Raw genomic sequence first — 16,904 nt, 5'->3', positions numbered from 1 at the left:
GTCTCTCCATCGTCGTCCTGGCGAAAGCCAGGACGACGTCGAGGAAACAGCTACGCCCCAAAGCTCTTCGGCGAGCCCGCGACCGCAACGCCGCCGCCGGTCGTGACCTTCATCACCGCCAAGCCCCGCTCATTGGTGCCGTCGGCGCGAAAGCGGAACAGGCCGTCGATGCCGGCAAAGCCGGAGGGATTGGTGAGCACGTCCGACGAAAAGCGCGTCGTGCCCTGCGTACGCGCCAGCGCGGCCACCAGGGCGACCGCATCATAGGCAAGCGTGGCGGTGCGCACGGGCTCGGCGCCGTATTTGGTGCGATAGCGGCCGGAGAAGGCGCGGAAGCCCGCCGGGTCCGGCGCGGCGTAGAGGCCGCCTTGCAAGTTGGAGCTGGCATAGACGCGCGGACTGTCCCACAGGCCGGTGCCGAGCAGCTGGATATTGCGTAGATTCGCACCCGCCGCACTCATCGCATCGGCGACCGAGACGACGGCATCGCCATCGTCGGCGATGAACAGCGCATCGGCGCTACCGAGCTGCTGCGCCACGGTGCGGGCCGGCGTGGCGCGATCGGCGCCGTATTTCTCGAACGCGACGATGCGCCCTCCGCGGCGCGGCACCGCCGCCTTCACCGCGGCCTCGACCACATTGCCATAGGCATTGTCGGGCACGAGCACGGCGACGGAGCGCTTTCCGATGCTGGCAGAATATTCGACGATGCGGTTGACGTCCGACTCCGGCAGGAAGCTCAGCAGATAGACACCGCGGCCGGCAATGCTGGAATCGGTCGAGAACGCCATCACCGGGATGCCGCGCGTGCGCGCGATCTGCGCCACTGCAGGCACCGATTGCGCGAACAGCGGCCCGAGGATGATCTCGGCGCCCTCGTCGACCGCCTGCTGCGCACTGGCCTGCGCGCCCTGCGGGCTGCCATTGTCGTCCTTGATCAGGAGCTGGATGTTGGGATTCTGGAACTCGGCCAACGCCATCTCGGCGGCATTGCGCATCGACTGCGCAGCGAGGCCGGCATTGCCGGATGCCGACAGCGGCAGGATCACGGCAACCTTCACCCCGCCGGTGCCGGCGGTCGTCGCCTGCTGCGGCGGCCCGGCCGGCTGGGCCGGAGGCGGAGAGGAGCTGCTGAACGGATTGGAGAACTGGCTCAGGCTCTGCTGCACGCCGGCGCAGGCCGACAGCAGCGGCGTGCCGAGCAACAGGCCGAGCGCGCTTCGCCGGGTCGCCCCTGACATCAGGGGCCCCTGAACGGGAGACTCCTCCGAAAGGGAAGATCTGGGATCACGTGGGCCCGTCATGACAGTTTCTCTTCCGACCGACCGTCGCCAGCCGGTCACGACATTCTTTCCACGACACCGGCCATGGATTCAGGCATATCGTCGGCAAATAGTTAACTCAAACAAAAGGATAATGCCCGCTTAACGCGGCTTCCGCTCAAGTTCTGGCTAGCTGTCCGCCGTCCGTCACCCAGCATCAAGGCGGCGTTTCCGCCGCGAATATGGCGCTGACGCTTCATTCCCTGGGGAATGTGATGCCGAATGGATCACATTCCAGTCCTGCCTCGCCCCTTGCCTCGCCCAGGCACGATCTTTTTCCGGGGACCGGTTCCCAGCCCCGGGGATCATACCTAAGTTCGTCTGATTATGCGCGCAAAGCCGTCCCCGACAAACACACCTGAGACGACGGAGGCCGCCTCGCGCGGTTTCTCCGTCGACGCCCATCGGCTTGTCGCGCCGAAGGCCGCGCCTGGCCTGCACCTGGTCGCGACCCCCATCGGCAATCTCGGTGACATCACGCTGCGGGCGCTGCAGACCCTCGCCGGGGTCGATGTCATCGCCTGTGAGGACACCCGCATCACGCGGCGTCTGACCGAGCGCTACGACATCTCTGCGCAGCTCAAGCAGTATCACGAGCACAACGCTGAAGCGGCCCGTCCGAAGATCCTGGAGCGGCTTTCGCAGGGCGGCTCGATCGCGCTGGTGTCGGATGCCGGCACGCCGTTGATCTCGGACCCCGGCTACAAGCTGGTGCGCGAGGTCTGCGCCGCCGGCCACGCGGTCTACGCGCTGCCCGGCCCGTCCTCGGTGCTGGCGGCGCTATCGGTCGCAGCGCTGCCGACCGACCGCTTCTTCTTCGAAGGCTTTCTGCCTTCGAAATCCGCCGCGCGAAAGTCGCGCGTGGCCGAGCTTGCGCGCATCGATGCGACGCTGGTGATGTTCGATTCCGGCAACCGCGTGCAGGACACGCTCGCCGAGCTCGCCGAGATCATGGGGACCCGGGAAGCCGCGATTTGCCGCGAGCTGACCAAACTGCACGAGCAGATTTCGCGCGCGACGCTGCGTGAGCTGGCGCGCGATGCCGATACGCTGGAGACGCGCGGCGAATTCGTGCTGGTGATCGCTCCACCTGCGGCGGATGCCGGAATGCTGACATCGGACGCGCTCGACGACCTTCTGCGCGAGCAGCTCGCCGCGAACAGCGTCAAGGATGCGGTGGCGCATGCGGTCGCGCTCTCGGGCCGGCCGCGCCGCGAGGTCTATGCCCGCGCGCTCGAGCTTGCCAAAGATCTGCGGGGCGGCGATGGCGAAGAATGAGGCCCCGGCGGAACCGAAAATCGCCTCGCCCGAGCGCGTCGCCGCGTTTCGCACCGGCATCTCCGCGGAAAGCCGCGCCGCGGCCTATCTCATGGCCAAGGGCTACCGCATCCTCGCCAAACGTTACCGCACGCCGCATGGCGAGATCGACATCGTGGCGCGCCGCCGCAATTTGATCGCCTTCGTCGAGGTCAAGGCGCGCGCGACGCTTGACGACGCCGCCTTCGCCGTGACGCCGCGCCAGCAGCAGCGCATCATCGATGCCGCGCAAGGCTGGCTCGTCGCGCATCCCGAGCATGCGGAATTTGAAATGCGATTCGATGCCATGCTGATTGCGCCGAAACGACTTCCACGCCATGTGTTGGCGGCATTCGACGCCTCGACCTGAAAGGCAGACCATGAAACTGAACGTCGCCGTCCAGATGGACCCCATCGCCCGCATCAACATCAAGGGCGATTCCACCTTTGCGCTGCTCCTGGAGGCGCAGAAGCGCGGCCACGGCCTGTCCTATTACACGCCCGACAAGCTCTCGATGGTCGGCGAGGAAATCGTCGCTCCGGTTCAGCTGCTCACCGTGCGCGATGAGCCGGGCAATCATTTCACCCTGGGCGAACCTAGGCGCGAGGCGCTCAACGGGTTCGACGTGGTGCTGCTCCGCCAGGATCCGCCGTTCGACCTCGCCTACATCACCTCGACGCACCTTCTCGAACGCATCCATCCGAAGACGCTCGTCGTCAACGATCCCGCCTCCGTGCGCAACGCGCCGGAGAAGCTGTTCGTGATGAACTTCCCGCAGCTGATGCCACCGACGCTGATCTCGCGCGACCTCGACGAGATCAACGCGTTTCGCGACAGGCATGGCGCCGTCGTCATGAAGCCGCTGCACGGCCATGGCGGCGCTGCGGTGTTCCGCGTGATGCCGCAGGACATGAATTTCGGCTCGCTGTTCGACATGTTCTCCGTGACGTTCAAGGAAGCCTGGGTGATCCAGCAGTTCATCCCCGAGGTAAAGCACGGCGACAAGCGCATCATCCTGATCAACGGCGAGTTCGCCGGCGCGGTGAATCGCGTGCCGGCCACGGACGACCTCCGCTCCAACATGGTGCGCGGCGGCGCAGCGCAGGAGACCGAGCTCACGCCGCGCGAGCGCGAGATCTGCGCCACCGTCGGCCCGGCGCTGCGCGAGCGCGGGCTGTTGTTCGTCGGCATCGACGTCATCAACGGCAACCTCACCGAGATCAACGTGACCTCGCCGACCGGCATCCGCGCCATCGCGCGGCTCGGCGGACCGGACGTTGCCGCAAAGCTCTGGGACGTGATCGAGCAAAAGCGCGCGAAGTAGCCGCCGGCCCGTAGCCCGGATGGAGCGCAGCGAAATCCGGGATGCCACATCATGTTCAGCGGCCCCGGATTGCGCTTCGCTCCATCCAGGCTACGTAATGCATGCGCGGCATCACCCCACACACCACTAACCACCCATTTACCATGACGCCGCGCGCATCATTCGAACGCAGTGGCCGCACTGCGTGAAACTACGGGGCCAGTGGCCGACCGGCTAACGCGACGTTCACCATCTGCCGAAAGACCACAGTGCGGCCGTCGATCACATTCGGCCTCGCAACACCACTTATACTTTTGCTGCCTACTCATCGACACGGGGACCCGCCAGGTGCGGTTCGAGTACCCTGCGTAAGAGTAGAGGCGTATGAACACCGCACGCATTGTCGTTCTCGTCATCGCGCTGGGCGCCGGCGGCGTCGCTGCGTATCTGGCGAGCGGCTATGACAATAAGCCCGCGCCCGTTCTCCCCGTCGCCGAGAAGCTGCCGACGGTCGAGGTCCTGGTCGCCAAGAATGACATTCAGCTCGGTCAAGCCGTGAAGCCCGAGGACCTGCAATGGCAGCTCTGGCCGGCGGCGACCGCGAGCAGCGCCTTCATCCGCCGCGACAACAGGCCCGAGGCGCAGATCCAGATTGCAGGCTCGATCGCACGCGTGCCGTTGATGCAGGGCGAGCCAATCCGCGAGCAGAAGCTGGTCAGGGCCGACGGCTCCGGCTTCATGGCCGCGATCCTGCCGTCGGGCATGCGCGCCGTCTCCACCGAGATTTCAGCCGAGACTGCCGCCGGCGGCTTCATCCTGCCGAATGACCGCGTCGACATCATGCTGACCCGCCGCCTGAAGAATCCTGACGGGGCCGCCGGTAACGACCTCATCCTATCCGAAGCGATCCTGACCAATATCCGCGTGCTCGCGATCGACCAGGCGCCGAAGGAAAAGGACGGCCAGAACGCCGTCGTCGGCAGGACCGTCACGCTCGAGCTTAAACCCGACCAGGTCGCCGCGCTATCGGCAGCGCGCCAGGGCGGCACGCTGACACTCGCGCTGCGCAGCATCGTCGATGCCAACTCGGTCGACAGCACGCCCGAGGACCAGGCGAGCAAGCGGTCCGGCGGGGTCAACGTGATCCGCTACGGCGTACAGGCGCGGCAACTGACGTCACAGAAGTGATGGGGACATGATGAACTACGGGGATGATCGGACGGGCAAGCGCATTCGGGGGAATCGGGGGCGCTCGTTCTGGACGGGGACGATGCTGACCCTGGGGCTCCTCGCAGCCCCCGATATCGTCAGCGCCGCAGATGCGCCGGTCGGCGACCAGGCGCCGATGCAGGCAGCCGATCTCGATGTTTCGCCGGTCGGGACGATCGCGCCGGCGAAGACGCGCTTCCTGTCGCTCGGCGTCGGCAAGTCCGCCGTCATCGACCTGCCGCGCGACGTCAAGGACGTGCTGGTCGCCGATCCCAAGATCGCCAATGCCGTGATCCGCTCGGCCCAACGCGCCTATATCATCGGCGGACAGGTCGGCCAGACCAACGTCGTGTTCTTCGCCGCCGACGGCCAGCAGGTCGCCGCCTACGATATCGCGGTGAAGCGCGATCTCAACGGCATGCGCACGGCGCTGCGCCAGTCGCTGCCGGGCGTGCAGATCGAAGGCGTCGGCGACAGCGTGATGCTGACAGGCTCGGTGTCGAGCCCCGTCGAGGCCCAGCAGGCCGGCGACGTCGCCGCGAAACTGGTCGGCGGCTCCGACAAGGTGGTCAATAACATCATCGTGCGCGGCCGCGACCAGGTGATGCTCAAGGTCGTCGTCGGCGAAGTGCGCCGCGATATCGTCAAGCAGTTGGGCGTCGATCTCAGCGCCAGTCTGAACGCCGGCACCGCGGTGGTGAACTTCAACAATTCCAACCCGTTCTCGGTCAGCGGCGGACCGATCGTCAGCAACAACGGACTAGGTGTCGCCGGTCTCACCAAAGGCTTCGCGACCGTCAGCGCCACGATGCGCGCGATGGAAAGTGCCGGTGTCATGCGCACGCTCGCCGAGCCGAGCCTGACCGCGATCTCCGGCGAATCCGCCACCTTCATCGCCGGCGGCGAATTCCCCATTCCCTCGGGCTATGCCTGCGATCCCGTCACCCACGTTTGCACCACCCAGATCACCTACAAGAAGTTCGGCATCTCCCTGAACTTCACCCCGGTCGTGCTGAGCGAGGGACGGATCAGCCTGCGGGTGATGACCGAGGTGTCCGAGCTGTCGAACCAAAGCGCCATCACGGTGACCCAGGCGCTGTCGTCGAGCTCGACCAACTCGATCACCATCCCCTCGATCCAGACCCGCCGCGCCGAAACGACGCTGGAAATTCCCTCGGGCGGTTCGATGGCCATGGCCGGCCTGATCCAGCAGCAGACCAAACAGGCGATCAACGGCCTGCCCGGCGTCGACCAGGTACCGATCATCGGCGCGCTGTTCCGCAGCCAGGACTTCGTCAACAACGAGACCGAGCTGATGGTGATCGTGACGCCTTATGTGGTGCGCGCGGTGGCTCAGAAGGAACTGTCCCGGCCCGACGACGGCTTCGCCCCGGCGTCTGACGCCCAGACGGCGCTGCTCGGTCGCATGAACCGCCTCTATGGCGTCGCGCGCCGCGTCGATCCGATCGCGGGCACGCCCGGCGATTTCGGCTTCATCATCGACTGACGACGAACGGACAGCCTGAGGAACGGGGCAAGAGACGGGGCACGAGGGGATGAAGCGATGACGAAGACCATGGCCGATCGACGTCGCGGGTTGAGCGTCGCGCTGGCACTGACGGGGCTCTCCGTCATGCTGGGCGCCTGCAACACCACCGGCGAGATCGTCACCCAGACGGTGCCGACCGACTATCGCCAGCGTCACCCGATCGCGGTCGAGGAAGCCAAGAAGTCGATCGTGATCTTCGTCGGCAAGGCTCGCGGCGGCCTCTCGGCCGCGCAGCACGCGGACGTCGCCGGCATTGCCCGGGACTGGGTGCGCGAAGGCACCGGCTCGGTCGTGGTCGACGTCCCGGTCAACGCGGCGAATTCGCGCGCGGCGGCGGCGACCTATCACGAGATCCGTTCCGTGCTCGCATCCGTCGGCGTGCCATCGCGTGCCATCGTCCAGCATCCCTATCGGCCCGAGGATCCAGGGCTGCTGCCCACCATCCGCCTGAGCTATTCCCGGATCGCCGCGGTCGCCGGCCCCTGCGGGCTGTGGCCGGAAGATATCGGCCCCTCCATCCTCGACCCCGGCTACAACGAGAACCGGCCCTATTTCAATCTGGGCTGCGCCAGCCAGCGCAACCTCGCGGCCATGATCGACAATCCGGCCGACCTGGAGCAGCCGCGGTCCGAGACGCCGGTCTATAACGCACGGCGTGACATGGCCTTCGAGCGCTATCGCAAGGGCACGCCGATCGCGAGCAGCAATCCAGACGCCGACAAGGCCAAACTCAGCGATACAGGCAGATGACACGCGTCCACGACGAAGAAGCGGACGATCCGCAGCACCCCGAGGAACACATTGCGCCGGTTCCTCGCATCTCCGTGCAAGCCTTTTGCGAGACCGAGCAGACGCTCGCCGCGGTGACCGCGGCCGGGCAGGATCGCCGTCTCGCCAAGGCGCATCTCACGGCCAAGGACGGTGGCCTCGCGGCGGCAATCGAAGTCTATGAAACGATGCCGACGCCGAACGTCATCGTGATCGAATCCGACGGCACCCGCGACATCCTCGAGGGCCTCGACGACCTCGCCGGCGTCTGCGATCCCGGCACCCGTGTGGTCGTGATCGGCAATCCCAACGACACCGCGCCCTATCGCGAGTTGGTCCGCCGCGGCGTCAACGACTATGTGGTGGGACCGGTCGAAACGCTCGACGTCGTCCGCTCGATCTGCAGCCTGTTCTCGGCGTCCGAAACCATCATCACCGGCCGCGTCATCGCGGTGGTCGGGGCCAAGGGCGGTGTCGGTGCCTCCACCGTCGCGCACAATGTGGCCTGGACCATCGCCCGCGACCTCGCGCTCGATTCCGTCGTGATCGATCTCGACCTCGCCTTCGGCACCGCGGGTCTCGACTACAACCAGGACCCGGTGCAAGGCATCGCCAATGCGGTGCTGTCGCAGGATCGGCCGGACACGGCCCTGATAGAGCGTCTGCTCTCCAAATGCACCGAGCGTCTCAGCCTGCTTGCTGCGCCCGCCACCCTTGACCGCGTCTACGATTTCGGCGCGGAGGCCTTTGACGCGGTGTTCGACACGCTGCGCATGACCACGCCCTGCATCGTGCTCGATGTTCCCCATCAATGGTCGGGCTGGACCCGTCGCGCGCTGGTCAACGCGGACGACATCGTCATCGTGGCCGAGCCCGATCTTGCGAACCTGCGCAACACCAAGAACATGCTGAACGTCTTGAAGGCGGCGCGGCCGAACGACCGGCCGCCGCTCTACTGCATCAACCAGGTCGGCATGCCCAAGCGGGCGGAGATCGAGGTCAAGGCCTTCGCCAAGACCATGGAGAGCCAGCCGATCGCGGTGATCCCGTTCGATTCGAAGCTGTTCTCGACCGCGGCCAACAACGGCCAGATGATCGCGGAGGTCTCCAAGAGCCACCGCACCACCGAGCTGTTCCAGAACATGGCGAACCGCCTCGCCGGGCGGGGCGAAGTGAAGAAGCCGAAGCGCTCGCTGCTCGGGCCGCTGCTGAAGAAGCTGAAGGGCAGGTCGGGTCGCGGGTCAGCCCCGCATCGCAAGGCATCCTGAGCAAGGCGTTCTGAGCAAGGCGTTCGGACCAAGGCTTCCTGACACGGCATCCTGACGCGCGCGAGCGAGTTACTTCTCCGCCCGCTGCTGCTTCTTCACCAGTAACTGCCGCAGCGCCGTGACCTTGGCCGCCGCCTGATCCGGCGGCAGGTCCGCCTTCACGATGGCTTCGGCCTCGGCCTGCTTTCCTTCGAGTCCCAGCACGAGCGCGAGATTGGCGCGCACGCGGAAATCGGCGGGATTGCGCTCGTGCGCCCGGCGCATCGTTTCCTCAGCCCGCGGCAGATTGTTCTGCAGCATGTAGGACAGTCCGAGATTGGACAGCACCGACGGCTCGTCCGGCACGATCTTCAGCGCGGCGGCATAATATTGCTGCGCCTCCTCGTTGCGACCGAGCTGATCGAGCGCGGCGCCTTGCGCCGACAGGATATGCCAGTCGGGATCCTCGGGCGAATGCGCGCGGCCGAGGACGTCGAACGCCTGCTGGAAACTGCCGCTGTCGGCGAGCGCACGGCCGTAGCCGGCGAGCAGCGCCTTGTTGCTGGAATGGGCGAGCACGGCCTGCTCCAGCACCGCGAGCGCCTGCGCGCGCTGGCCGGTCTGGCGCAACGCCTTGCCGTATTCGAGCGCGACGTTGGGATCGCCAGGCTTGGCGCGATAGCGCTCGCGCAGCGCATCCATGTCCGGCTTCACGTCCGGCTTGGCCTCGGCCCTGCCAGCCGTGTCCGACTTTCCGCCGAGCGCGCCGGTGATGTCCTCGATGCCGGTTGTCTGACAGCCGCCGAGGGCCAGGATCAGAAGCGCGGAAAACAGATATCTCGCCGGAAGAGAGGCGACGGACAAACGCTTGGACATACTCTGATCACTCGGCGACTGATCAGAGATGCTTACCGATTAACGCTAAAGTCCCGTTAAGGCGGGGCGCTTCCGAAAGCTCAGTCGGTGAATTCAGCGCCGAACTCGCAGCCGATGCGCCAGCGCAGGCGGCAGTGCCGGGAATAGTCGGGCGCGAAGATGATGGTGAATTGCGGCGGCACTTCCAGAAATTCCGCCACGACTTTCACGCCGCCATCCGAAATATCCGTGATCGTGCAGTCCCGCGGCAGCGAACCCGCGCCAAAATGAATCTTCGCGAGCCGCGTGCACATCCGTCGTTCGCTTCTCCGGCGATTTGCAAGCATTTGAATTGTTCACCCGTTAGACCACGGCCCATCCCGCACCCCTAGGAGTAGCGGACATTCGTTGGAATGTGCTGAGCAGAGCAGCTTGCATTCGAGGCGTAGTGTCTTCGTCGTGTTTACGATTGGTTAGGACCTTCCGGCGCCCTTCGACGCGTTCCTGTATTGTTCTTGCAAGAATTGGCCCGCTCTGCTACCCCTAATTGTGCAAAAGGGCAGGCTGGTTCGGGCATGGTTCAGCGGGTTTCTACCGTCGCCTTTGAGGGGATCGAGGCCCGCGCGGTCGACGTGCAGGTGCAGGTCGCGCCCGGTCTGCCGGCCTTCGCGATCGTCGGTCTCCCGGACAAGGCGGTGTCGGAGGCGCGCGAGCGGGTCCGCTCGGCGCTGATCGCCTCAGGGCTGGCGCTGCCGGCGCGGCGGATCACCGTCAATCTCGCGCCCGCCGATTTGCCCAAGGAGGGCAGCCATTATGACCTGCCGATCGCGCTCGGCCTGATGGGGGCGATCGGCGCGATCCCTCCGGATGCGCTGACCGGCTTCACCGTTCTGGGCGAGCTTGGCCTCGACGGATCGATCGCGCCGGTGGCCGGTGTTCTTCCCGCCGCGATTGGGGCCAATGTGCGCGAGGAGGGGCTGATCTGTCCGGCGGCTTGCGGCTCGGAAGCGGCATGGGCGAGCCCGGACATCCAGATCATCGCCGCAAGTTCGCTGATCCAGATAGCCAACCATTTCAAGGGAACGCAGGTGCTGTCGCGGCCTGTGCCGAAGGTGCATGAAGCAGCAAGCTCGCCGCTCGACCTGCGCGACATCAAGGGCCAGGAGAGCGCCAAGCGGGCGCTGGAGATCGCGGCCGCCGGCGGCCATCACCTGCTGATGATCGGCGCGCCCGGCGCCGGCAAATCGATGCTGGCGGCACGCCTGCCCTCGATCCTGCCGCCGCTGTCACCGGGCGAGTTGCTCGAGGTCTCGATGATCGCCTCTGTTGCCGGCGAGATCGAGGGCGGCGCACTGACGGCGCGGCGGCCGTTTCGCTCGCCGCATCATTCCGCCAGCATGGCTGCGCTCACCGGCGGCGGCATGCGCGCCCGGCCCGGCGAGATCTCGCTCGCGCATCAGGGCGTGCTGTTCCTCGACGAGCTCCCCGAATTCGATCCGCGCGTGCTGGATTCGCTGCGCCAGCCGCTGGAGAACGGCGAGGTCTCGGTGTCCCGCGCCAATCACCGCGTCACCTATCCCGCACGCTTCATGCTGGTCGCGGCGATGAATCCCTGCCGCTGCGGCAATGCGTTCGAGCCCGGCTATGCCTGCAAGCGCGGCCGCATCGATCGCTGCACGGGCGACTACCAGGCCCGCATCTCGGGGCCGCTGATGGACCGCATCGATTTGCGCATCGAGGTTCCCGCGGTGACCGCGGCCGATTTGATCCTGCCGCCGCCCGCAGAGGGCTCGGCCGAAGTCGCCGCGCGCGTGGCGGCGGCGCGGGATATCCAGCTCGCCCGCTACGCGGACGCCGGCCTGCCGAAGGTTCGCACCAATGCCGAAGCGCCGGCCTCGGTGTTGGAGGAGATTGCCAAACCGGATGCGCAAGGCCAGAAGCTGCTGCGCGACGCCGCCGAGACCATGCGGCTGTCGGCGCGCGGCTATCACCGCGTGTTGCGGGTGGCGCGCACGCTGGCCGATCTCGATCATGCGGACAGGATCGGCCGGCTGCATCTCGCCGAGGCCTTGTCCTACCGCGCACTCGCGGAGGATGTGCGCCAGATCGCCTGACCGATACACCCGCGGCATCTTCCTGACGAACAGCACGTTCCCCGAGAGTGAAGCTATGACCGACGCCAATGCCTGCACCATCAGATTTGTTCGTGCGTCCCAATATGCTGATTGGCTGAGGTCATACGAGCTGTGGGTCAACGGGACCAGCGTTGGGAAGCTTGCGCGCAACGGCGTGTTGGAGATCACGCTGCCGGCCGGCGCCTGCACGATCGAGGCGACCATTGATTGGGGCAGGAGCCAGCCGCTCGTCGTTCGCACCACTCCCGGCCAAACCGTCGAGATCGAGGTCAGGAACAGGTGGGGTGCCTGGGCGGCGCTGTGGGCGATCAGCTTCGGGAAGAACAGCTATTTGGTTCTCACTGAAGTCGAGCGAAAAACGAACAGAAGCGCCTAACCGACTGAGATCCTCGTCCCCGGATACCGGCATCAACCCGGCGGTAACGAGTTTCCTTTACGCTCTGCAAACCATAAGGCCCATCAGTTCCCCGTACCGGGCCCGGCGAGTAGCGTGTCATGTTGCGTTTCAAGATCCTGGCGTCGGTTGTTCCCCTGTTGGCGGCCGCGGTGTTTGCCCGAAGCGAGATCGGATCGGTCTCGCATCCCTGCATCGCCCTCGGCGACACCTCGGTCGAGCTGACGTCGCTGTTCTGGACCGCCGGCGTGCATGTCGCCTTCACCGATGATCCCGCGCGCGCCACGGTGCGGGTTCAGATCACCGAGGATGCGGACGCGGCCGACTTCGCCGTCGTCGACGACGGCCTCGGCTCGGAATCGGAGTCCTGCCAGGCCAACCCCTCGACTCGCCTGATCTCGATTGCTGCGCAGCCCGTCGACGGCGGTCAGGTGATCTATCTCTCCACCGAGGGGCCGGCGGATTACCGTGTCTATGTGCGCTCGAAAACCTTCTCGCAGCGCGAGGCGGCGGCGCTGATCGTCGGCGCCCGCGGCGGCCACCGCCGTCTCCAGGCCGCCTCGCTTTGAGCCGCGTCGCTTTGCGCCGTTAACGCCTCGTCAACCCTGTTTGGAGGCGGTCGCAGGGCCTCAAACTGTTCGCAAGGTCGGCGGCACATCGTCGTTTACAGCGAGCGTAGCGTTTTATGAAAACAGTCGGGTCGGTGGCGATGGGTCGGACGTTCCGGATCAAGGTGCGCATGCGCCGCTTCAGGCGACAGCACCCCCGAATCGCCTTTGCGATCCGCTCCTTCATGATCTTCTCGGCGACCTTCGGCGGCGCCTATGGGTTTGTCTCCGGCAGCCGGTCCGAGACGTCCGGCTACGATCCCAATGCGTTTGCGATCGGCGTCAGCTTCCTGTTCGCGCTCGCCTGCCTCGGCCTCGCCACGCTCAGCATGCGCCTGCGCTTCGTCAACAAGCGGATGCGGGCGCTGGCTGCCCACAACGAAACGCTGATCGACCGCAATTGGGAGTTGAAGGAAGCGGAAGAACGCGCCCGCAGCCTGTTCGAACAGCAGGGCGATCTGATCGTGCTGCGCGACACAAGCGGCCGCATCACCTTCGCCAACGACGCCTATTGCGCGCTTGCCGGACAGGCGCGCGGCGCGCTGGTCGGCACGCGCTTTGATTTCGCCGTGCTGGAGCAGGGCGACAGCGCTCGCGAGAGCAACGGCACGCGGATTCACGACCAGAAGATCGCAACCCCGCTCGGCGCGCGCTGGATCGCCTGGCGCGAAGGCTATGTCCGCCTCGACGCCGGCGAGCCCGCCGAATTGCAGAGCGTCGGACGCGACGTCACCGACCGCACCGAGACCGAGCGCGCGCTGTCCGACGCCCGCGATCAGGCCGACGCCGCCAACCGGGCCAAATCGCGCTTCCTGGCGATGGCGTCGCACGAGATCCGCACGCCGCTGAACGGCATCATCGGTATGGGCGGGCTGCTGCTCGACACCACGCTGACGCCTGAGCAGTCGACCTACGCCAAGGCCGTGAAGACCTCCGGCGAAGCGCTGATGGCGCTGATCGAGGAGTTGCTCGACTATTCCAAGATCGAAGCCGGCAAGCTCGATCTCGAGCAGCGTCCCTTTTCGCTCTCGGCCCTGATCGAGGACATCACCGAGTTGCTCGCGCCGCGCGCGCAGGCGAAGCAGCTCGAGATCGCCGCCTATGTCGACGAGCGGCTGCCGCTCGAGGTGGTCGGCGACGCCGCGCGGCTGCGCCAGGTGCTGCTCAACCTCGCCGGCAACGCCATCAAGTTCACTGCGAGCGGCGGCGTCGCGCTGATCGTCGAGCCCGGCATCTGGCCGAACGAGATCAGTTTTCTGGTGCGCGACACCGGCATCGGCATCGCAGCCGACGCGCAACAGCGCATCTTCCGCGAATTCGAGCAGGCCGACGAACGCGTCGCCCGCACCTATGGCGGCACCGGCCTCGGTCTCGCCATCAGCGAGCGCATCGTCAAGCGCATGGGCGGCCGCATCACGCTCACGAGCGAGCCGGGCAAGGGTTCGACCTTCGAGGTCGCGATTCCGCTCGCGCCAGCGCACGCTGGCGCAGAACAGACGGCGTTCCCCGTCCCCGATCTCACCGGCAAGTCGATCCTGCTGATCGCCGACGGCATCGAGGCCTCCTTGATCGCGCGCCGGCTGGAGCGCTGGGGCGGCCAGACCTGCATGGTGACGGACGTCGCGGTGGCGGAAGCGCTGCTGCCGGAACGCTCATGGCATTCGGTCCTGATCGATCGCGCGCTCGGCGCTGCCACCGCCGACCGCCTCGGCGAAGCCGCACGCAGTCATGCGACGCAACGCCTCGTGCTGCTGACGTCCGGCTCGCGCCACGAGAAACTTTCGCCGGCCTTCACGGGCTTCCTGGTGAAGCCGCTGCGCGCGGCCTCGCTCGCCGCACGCCTCACGCTACCCCCGGAGGTCGCCTCGCCCGATCTCGCGCCGGAGCCCTCGGCCCCATCCACCGCCGCGGTACCGGCGAAAGGCCTGTCGGTTCTCGTCGCCGAGGACAACGAGATCAACGCGCTGTTGATGCGCTCGCTGCTGACGAAACTCGGCCACCGCGTCGTCATCGCGATTAATGGCGAGGCCGCGCTGGAATCCTGGCTCGGCGCGGCATCGGCCGGCACGCCCTATGATCTCGTGCTGATGGACATCCAGATGCCGCAGCTTGACGGCATCGAAACGACAAAACGAATCCGTGCGCATGAGGCAGCTAGAGGCGGCCATCACACGCCGATCCTCGCGCTCACCGCCAATACGCTGGTGGAAGATCGCTACGCCTGCTTTGAAGCGGGCATGAACGGGTTTCTGATCAAGCCGCTCGATCGCGAGAAGCTGGAAGAGGCGCTGGCCGGACTGGCGGCGGCGCGGCAGCTCGCGGTTTGATTCGGATTTCTTGGGAACCTGATCTCGGCCGGTAATCGACAATTGAAATCGACCGCGTCGCACGTCACCATCCTCTGGGGCATTTAAACAGAGGATTTCGCATGAACGTGCTTTGCCGCCTCGCTTTCGTGATCCTTCTCTGTGGTTCCACTCAAGCCGCCGCGGCCGATAGCTCGCAACTGATCGCCTCGCTCAAGCAAGGCGGCTACGTGCTGGTGTTTCGCCACACCGCTACCGACGACAGCCAAAAGGATGTCTACCCTTTCAAATTCGACGACATGAGCGCCCAGCGTCAGCTCAGTGAAAAGGGCCGGGACATGGCGCGCCAGATCGGGACGGCCATCAAGGAACTCGCGATCCCGATCGGCGACGTCTACACCAGCCGGCTGAACCGCGCGATCGAGGCCGGCAGACTGATCTCCGGCCGCGAGATCAAGCCGGTCGACGCATTGACGGACAGCAGTAACGCGAGTGCGTCGGGCATGGCAAATCCGACCGGTGCAAATGCAAAGGCGGGCCAGGCCGTGCGGCAGCTCGTCGACGCGCCGCCCAAGGCCGGCACCAACACCTTCCTGGTCACCCACAAGACCAACATCGCCGATGCCTTCGGCAAGGAAGCCGGGGACGTGCAGGAAGGCGAAGCTTTCGTCTACAAGGCCGGCGGCTCGGGTCCTGCAACCTTTGCAGGACGCATCAAGTTCGCCGACTGGACCGCGAAAGCAGACAAGTGACGGCCCGGAATTCGGGTGAACATGCTCTGGCCACAGAAGGGCTGGCGAACACGTGAGAACATCGGAAGACCGCTCATTCCTCATCTTGCTTGCCGCGATCTCCCTTGCCTTCGGGTGGGTGCTTTGGCCGTTCTCCGGCGCGTTGTTGTGGGCCACGCTTCTGGCGATCATCTTCGCGCCACTCTATCGACGGGCCCTGGAAACGCTTCCGGGAAGGCGCAACTTGGTCGCATCGTTCACTGTCGTCGTCGTGATCGTCATGGTCCTCATCCCGGTGGCGGTCGTCATCGCCTCGCTCATCGACCAGGGTGGGGAGCTGTATCAGCGCGCTCAGAGTGGAGAGATCAGTTTCGCTCATCCCCTGCAGCAGCTGAAATCCGCGCTGCCCGCCTGGGCTGCTTCCCTGTCGGATCGCCTGGCCGGCATCGATTTTTCGGCCCTGAAGGAACGTCTGTCGAGTCTGGTCGTACCTGCCGGCCAACAGCTGGCGGGGCACGCCATCAACATCGGTCAGTTGACGCTGGAGTTCGTCGCAAGCTTGCTCGTGATGTTGTACCTGCTGTTCTTCCTGCTCCGCGATGGTGACGAGCTCAACGCGCGGATTCGCGACGCGCTTCCGCTGCGGCCGAGCCACACCACCGAGATTCTGAATGCATTCACCCTCGCGGTTCGCGGGACGATCAAGGGGATCGTTCTCGTTGCGCTGATTCAGGGAGCGCTTGGCGGGCTGATTTTCTGGGTGCTCGGCCTGACTGCCCCGCTGCTGGCGGGCGCCCTGATGGCGCTGCTCTCGCTTCTGCCCGTGCTCGGCTCTGCGCTAGTTTGGGTTCCGGTCGCGCTCTACCTGCTTGTGGCAGGCTCAGTCACGAAAGGGATCATCCTGCTCGCCTTCGGGATCTTCGTGATCGGTCTTGCGGACAATTTTCTCCGTCCGATCCTGGTCGGCCAGTCGATCCAAATGCCGAGCTATGTCGTGCTGCTCGCTACCGTAGGCGGCCTTGCGGCTTTCGGAGCGAACGGGTTCGTTATCGGCCCGCTCGTCGCCGCGATGTTTCTCACGGCGTGGCACATCTTCATCGGCTCGAAAGCGCGACAGGAGGCCCGGAAATGATCGTCATGTCGAGTTACTATCCGGCGGCCAGCCGAGCGCCGAATCCGG

At 65.8% G+C, this 16,904-nt stretch carries 16 protein-coding genes; 13 read left to right on the top strand and 3 right to left on the bottom strand.

Annotation, left to right across the window (positions count from 1 at the left end; genetic code table 11):
- Positions 1–50 precede the first annotated feature (50 nt).
- Complete coding sequence (locus ACIPUD_RS08180) at positions 51–1,304, bottom strand: penicillin-binding protein activator (RefSeq protein ID WP_446480361.1); 1,254 nt, start codon at positions 1,302–1,304, stop codon at positions 51–53.
- A gap of 345 nt (positions 1,305–1,649) precedes the next feature.
- Between ACIPUD_RS08180 and rsmI the strand changes: the two genes are divergently transcribed.
- The 7 genes from rsmI to ACIPUD_RS08145 all read left to right on the top strand — a co-directional run bounded on the left by rsmI (position 1,650) and on the right by ACIPUD_RS08145 (position 8,716).
- Positions 1,650–2,600 carry a 16S rRNA (cytidine(1402)-2'-O)-methyltransferase gene (rsmI, locus tag ACIPUD_RS08175; RefSeq protein ID WP_085349270.1) on the top strand — a complete coding sequence of 317 codons (951 nt, stop codon included), beginning with the start codon at positions 1,650–1,652 and terminating at the stop codon, positions 2,598–2,600.
- Positions 2,587–2,988 carry a YraN family protein gene (locus ACIPUD_RS08170; protein WP_085349269.1) on the top strand — a complete coding sequence of 134 codons (402 nt, stop codon included), beginning with the start codon at positions 2,587–2,589 and terminating at the stop codon, positions 2,986–2,988. The genes rsmI and ACIPUD_RS08170 overlap by 14 nt, the downstream gene beginning before the upstream one ends.
- A gap of 10 nt (positions 2,989–2,998) precedes the next feature.
- Positions 2,999–3,943 (top strand): glutathione synthase, encoded by a 945-nt coding sequence (gene gshB / locus ACIPUD_RS08165; RefSeq protein WP_377786752.1) that lies wholly within the window; start codon positions 2,999–3,001, stop codon positions 3,941–3,943.
- A gap of 363 nt (positions 3,944–4,306) precedes the next feature.
- Positions 4,307–5,110 carry a Flp pilus assembly protein CpaB gene (cpaB, locus tag ACIPUD_RS08160; protein WP_018459615.1) on the top strand — a complete coding sequence of 268 codons (804 nt, stop codon included), beginning with the start codon at positions 4,307–4,309 and terminating at the stop codon, positions 5,108–5,110.
- Between the two features lie 10 nt (positions 5,111–5,120).
- Positions 5,121–6,638 (top strand): type II and III secretion system protein family protein, encoded by a 1,518-nt coding sequence (locus ACIPUD_RS08155; RefSeq protein WP_377786887.1) that lies wholly within the window; start codon positions 5,121–5,123, stop codon positions 6,636–6,638.
- A gap of 57 nt (positions 6,639–6,695) precedes the next feature.
- Positions 6,696–7,430, top strand: coding sequence for a CpaD family pilus assembly protein (locus ACIPUD_RS08150; protein WP_018459617.1), 735 nt, complete (start codon positions 6,696–6,698; stop codon positions 7,428–7,430).
- Positions 7,427–8,716, top strand: a complete 1,290-nt coding sequence (locus ACIPUD_RS08145; protein WP_085349264.1) for an AAA family ATPase — start codon at positions 7,427–7,429, stop codon at positions 8,714–8,716. The genes ACIPUD_RS08150 and ACIPUD_RS08145 overlap by 4 nt, the downstream gene beginning before the upstream one ends.
- 69 nt (positions 8,717–8,785) lie before the next feature.
- On the opposite strand, the gene ACIPUD_RS08140 is transcribed toward ACIPUD_RS08145, so the two are convergent.
- Both ACIPUD_RS08140 and ACIPUD_RS08135 read right to left on the bottom strand, forming a co-directional pair.
- Positions 8,786–9,571: a tetratricopeptide repeat protein gene (locus ACIPUD_RS08140; protein WP_018459619.1), complete on the bottom strand. Its 786-nt coding sequence runs from the start codon at positions 9,569–9,571 to the stop codon at positions 8,786–8,788.
- 80 nt (positions 9,572–9,651) lie between these two features.
- Positions 9,652–9,897 carry a PilZ domain-containing protein gene (locus tag ACIPUD_RS08135; protein ID WP_446480360.1) on the bottom strand — a complete coding sequence of 82 codons (246 nt, stop codon included), beginning with the start codon at positions 9,895–9,897 and terminating at the stop codon, positions 9,652–9,654.
- A 228-nt stretch (positions 9,898–10,125) separates the two neighbouring features.
- On the opposite strand from ACIPUD_RS08135, the gene ACIPUD_RS08130 reads away from it, so the two are divergent.
- The 6 genes from ACIPUD_RS08130 (at position 10,126) to ACIPUD_RS08105 (ending at position 16,856) form a co-directional block, all read left to right on the top strand.
- A complete protein-coding gene (locus ACIPUD_RS08130; RefSeq protein WP_446480359.1) occupies positions 10,126–11,664 on the top strand; it encodes a YifB family Mg chelatase-like AAA ATPase in 1,539 nt (512 codons plus the stop codon).
- 55 nt (positions 11,665–11,719) lie between these two features.
- On the top strand, positions 11,720–12,061 hold the full coding sequence (locus tag ACIPUD_RS08125) for a hypothetical protein (RefSeq protein WP_018459621.1): 342 nt from the start codon (positions 11,720–11,722) through the stop codon (positions 12,059–12,061).
- Between the two features lie 119 nt (positions 12,062–12,180).
- Positions 12,181–12,648 (top strand): hypothetical protein, encoded by a 468-nt coding sequence (locus tag ACIPUD_RS08120; RefSeq protein WP_085349256.1) that lies wholly within the window; start codon positions 12,181–12,183, stop codon positions 12,646–12,648.
- A 140-nt stretch (positions 12,649–12,788) separates the two neighbouring features.
- Positions 12,789–15,014 carry an ATP-binding protein gene (locus ACIPUD_RS08115; protein WP_446480470.1) on the top strand — a complete coding sequence of 742 codons (2,226 nt, stop codon included), beginning with the start codon at positions 12,789–12,791 and terminating at the stop codon, positions 15,012–15,014.
- Positions 15,015–15,115: 101 nt separating this feature from the next.
- Positions 15,116–15,745 (top strand): histidine phosphatase family protein, encoded by a 630-nt coding sequence (locus ACIPUD_RS08110; protein WP_085349255.1) that lies wholly within the window; start codon positions 15,116–15,118, stop codon positions 15,743–15,745.
- A 52-nt stretch (positions 15,746–15,797) separates the two neighbouring features.
- A complete protein-coding gene (locus ACIPUD_RS08105; RefSeq protein WP_085349254.1) occupies positions 15,798–16,856 on the top strand; it encodes an AI-2E family transporter in 1,059 nt (352 codons plus the stop codon).
- Positions 16,857–16,904: the final 48 nt, after the last annotated feature.

This window comes from Bradyrhizobium sp. CAR08 (assembly GCF_052871955.1).
Note: the sequence above shows the minus strand (reverse complement) of the source record. Positions and strands in the feature narration are given on the sequence as shown.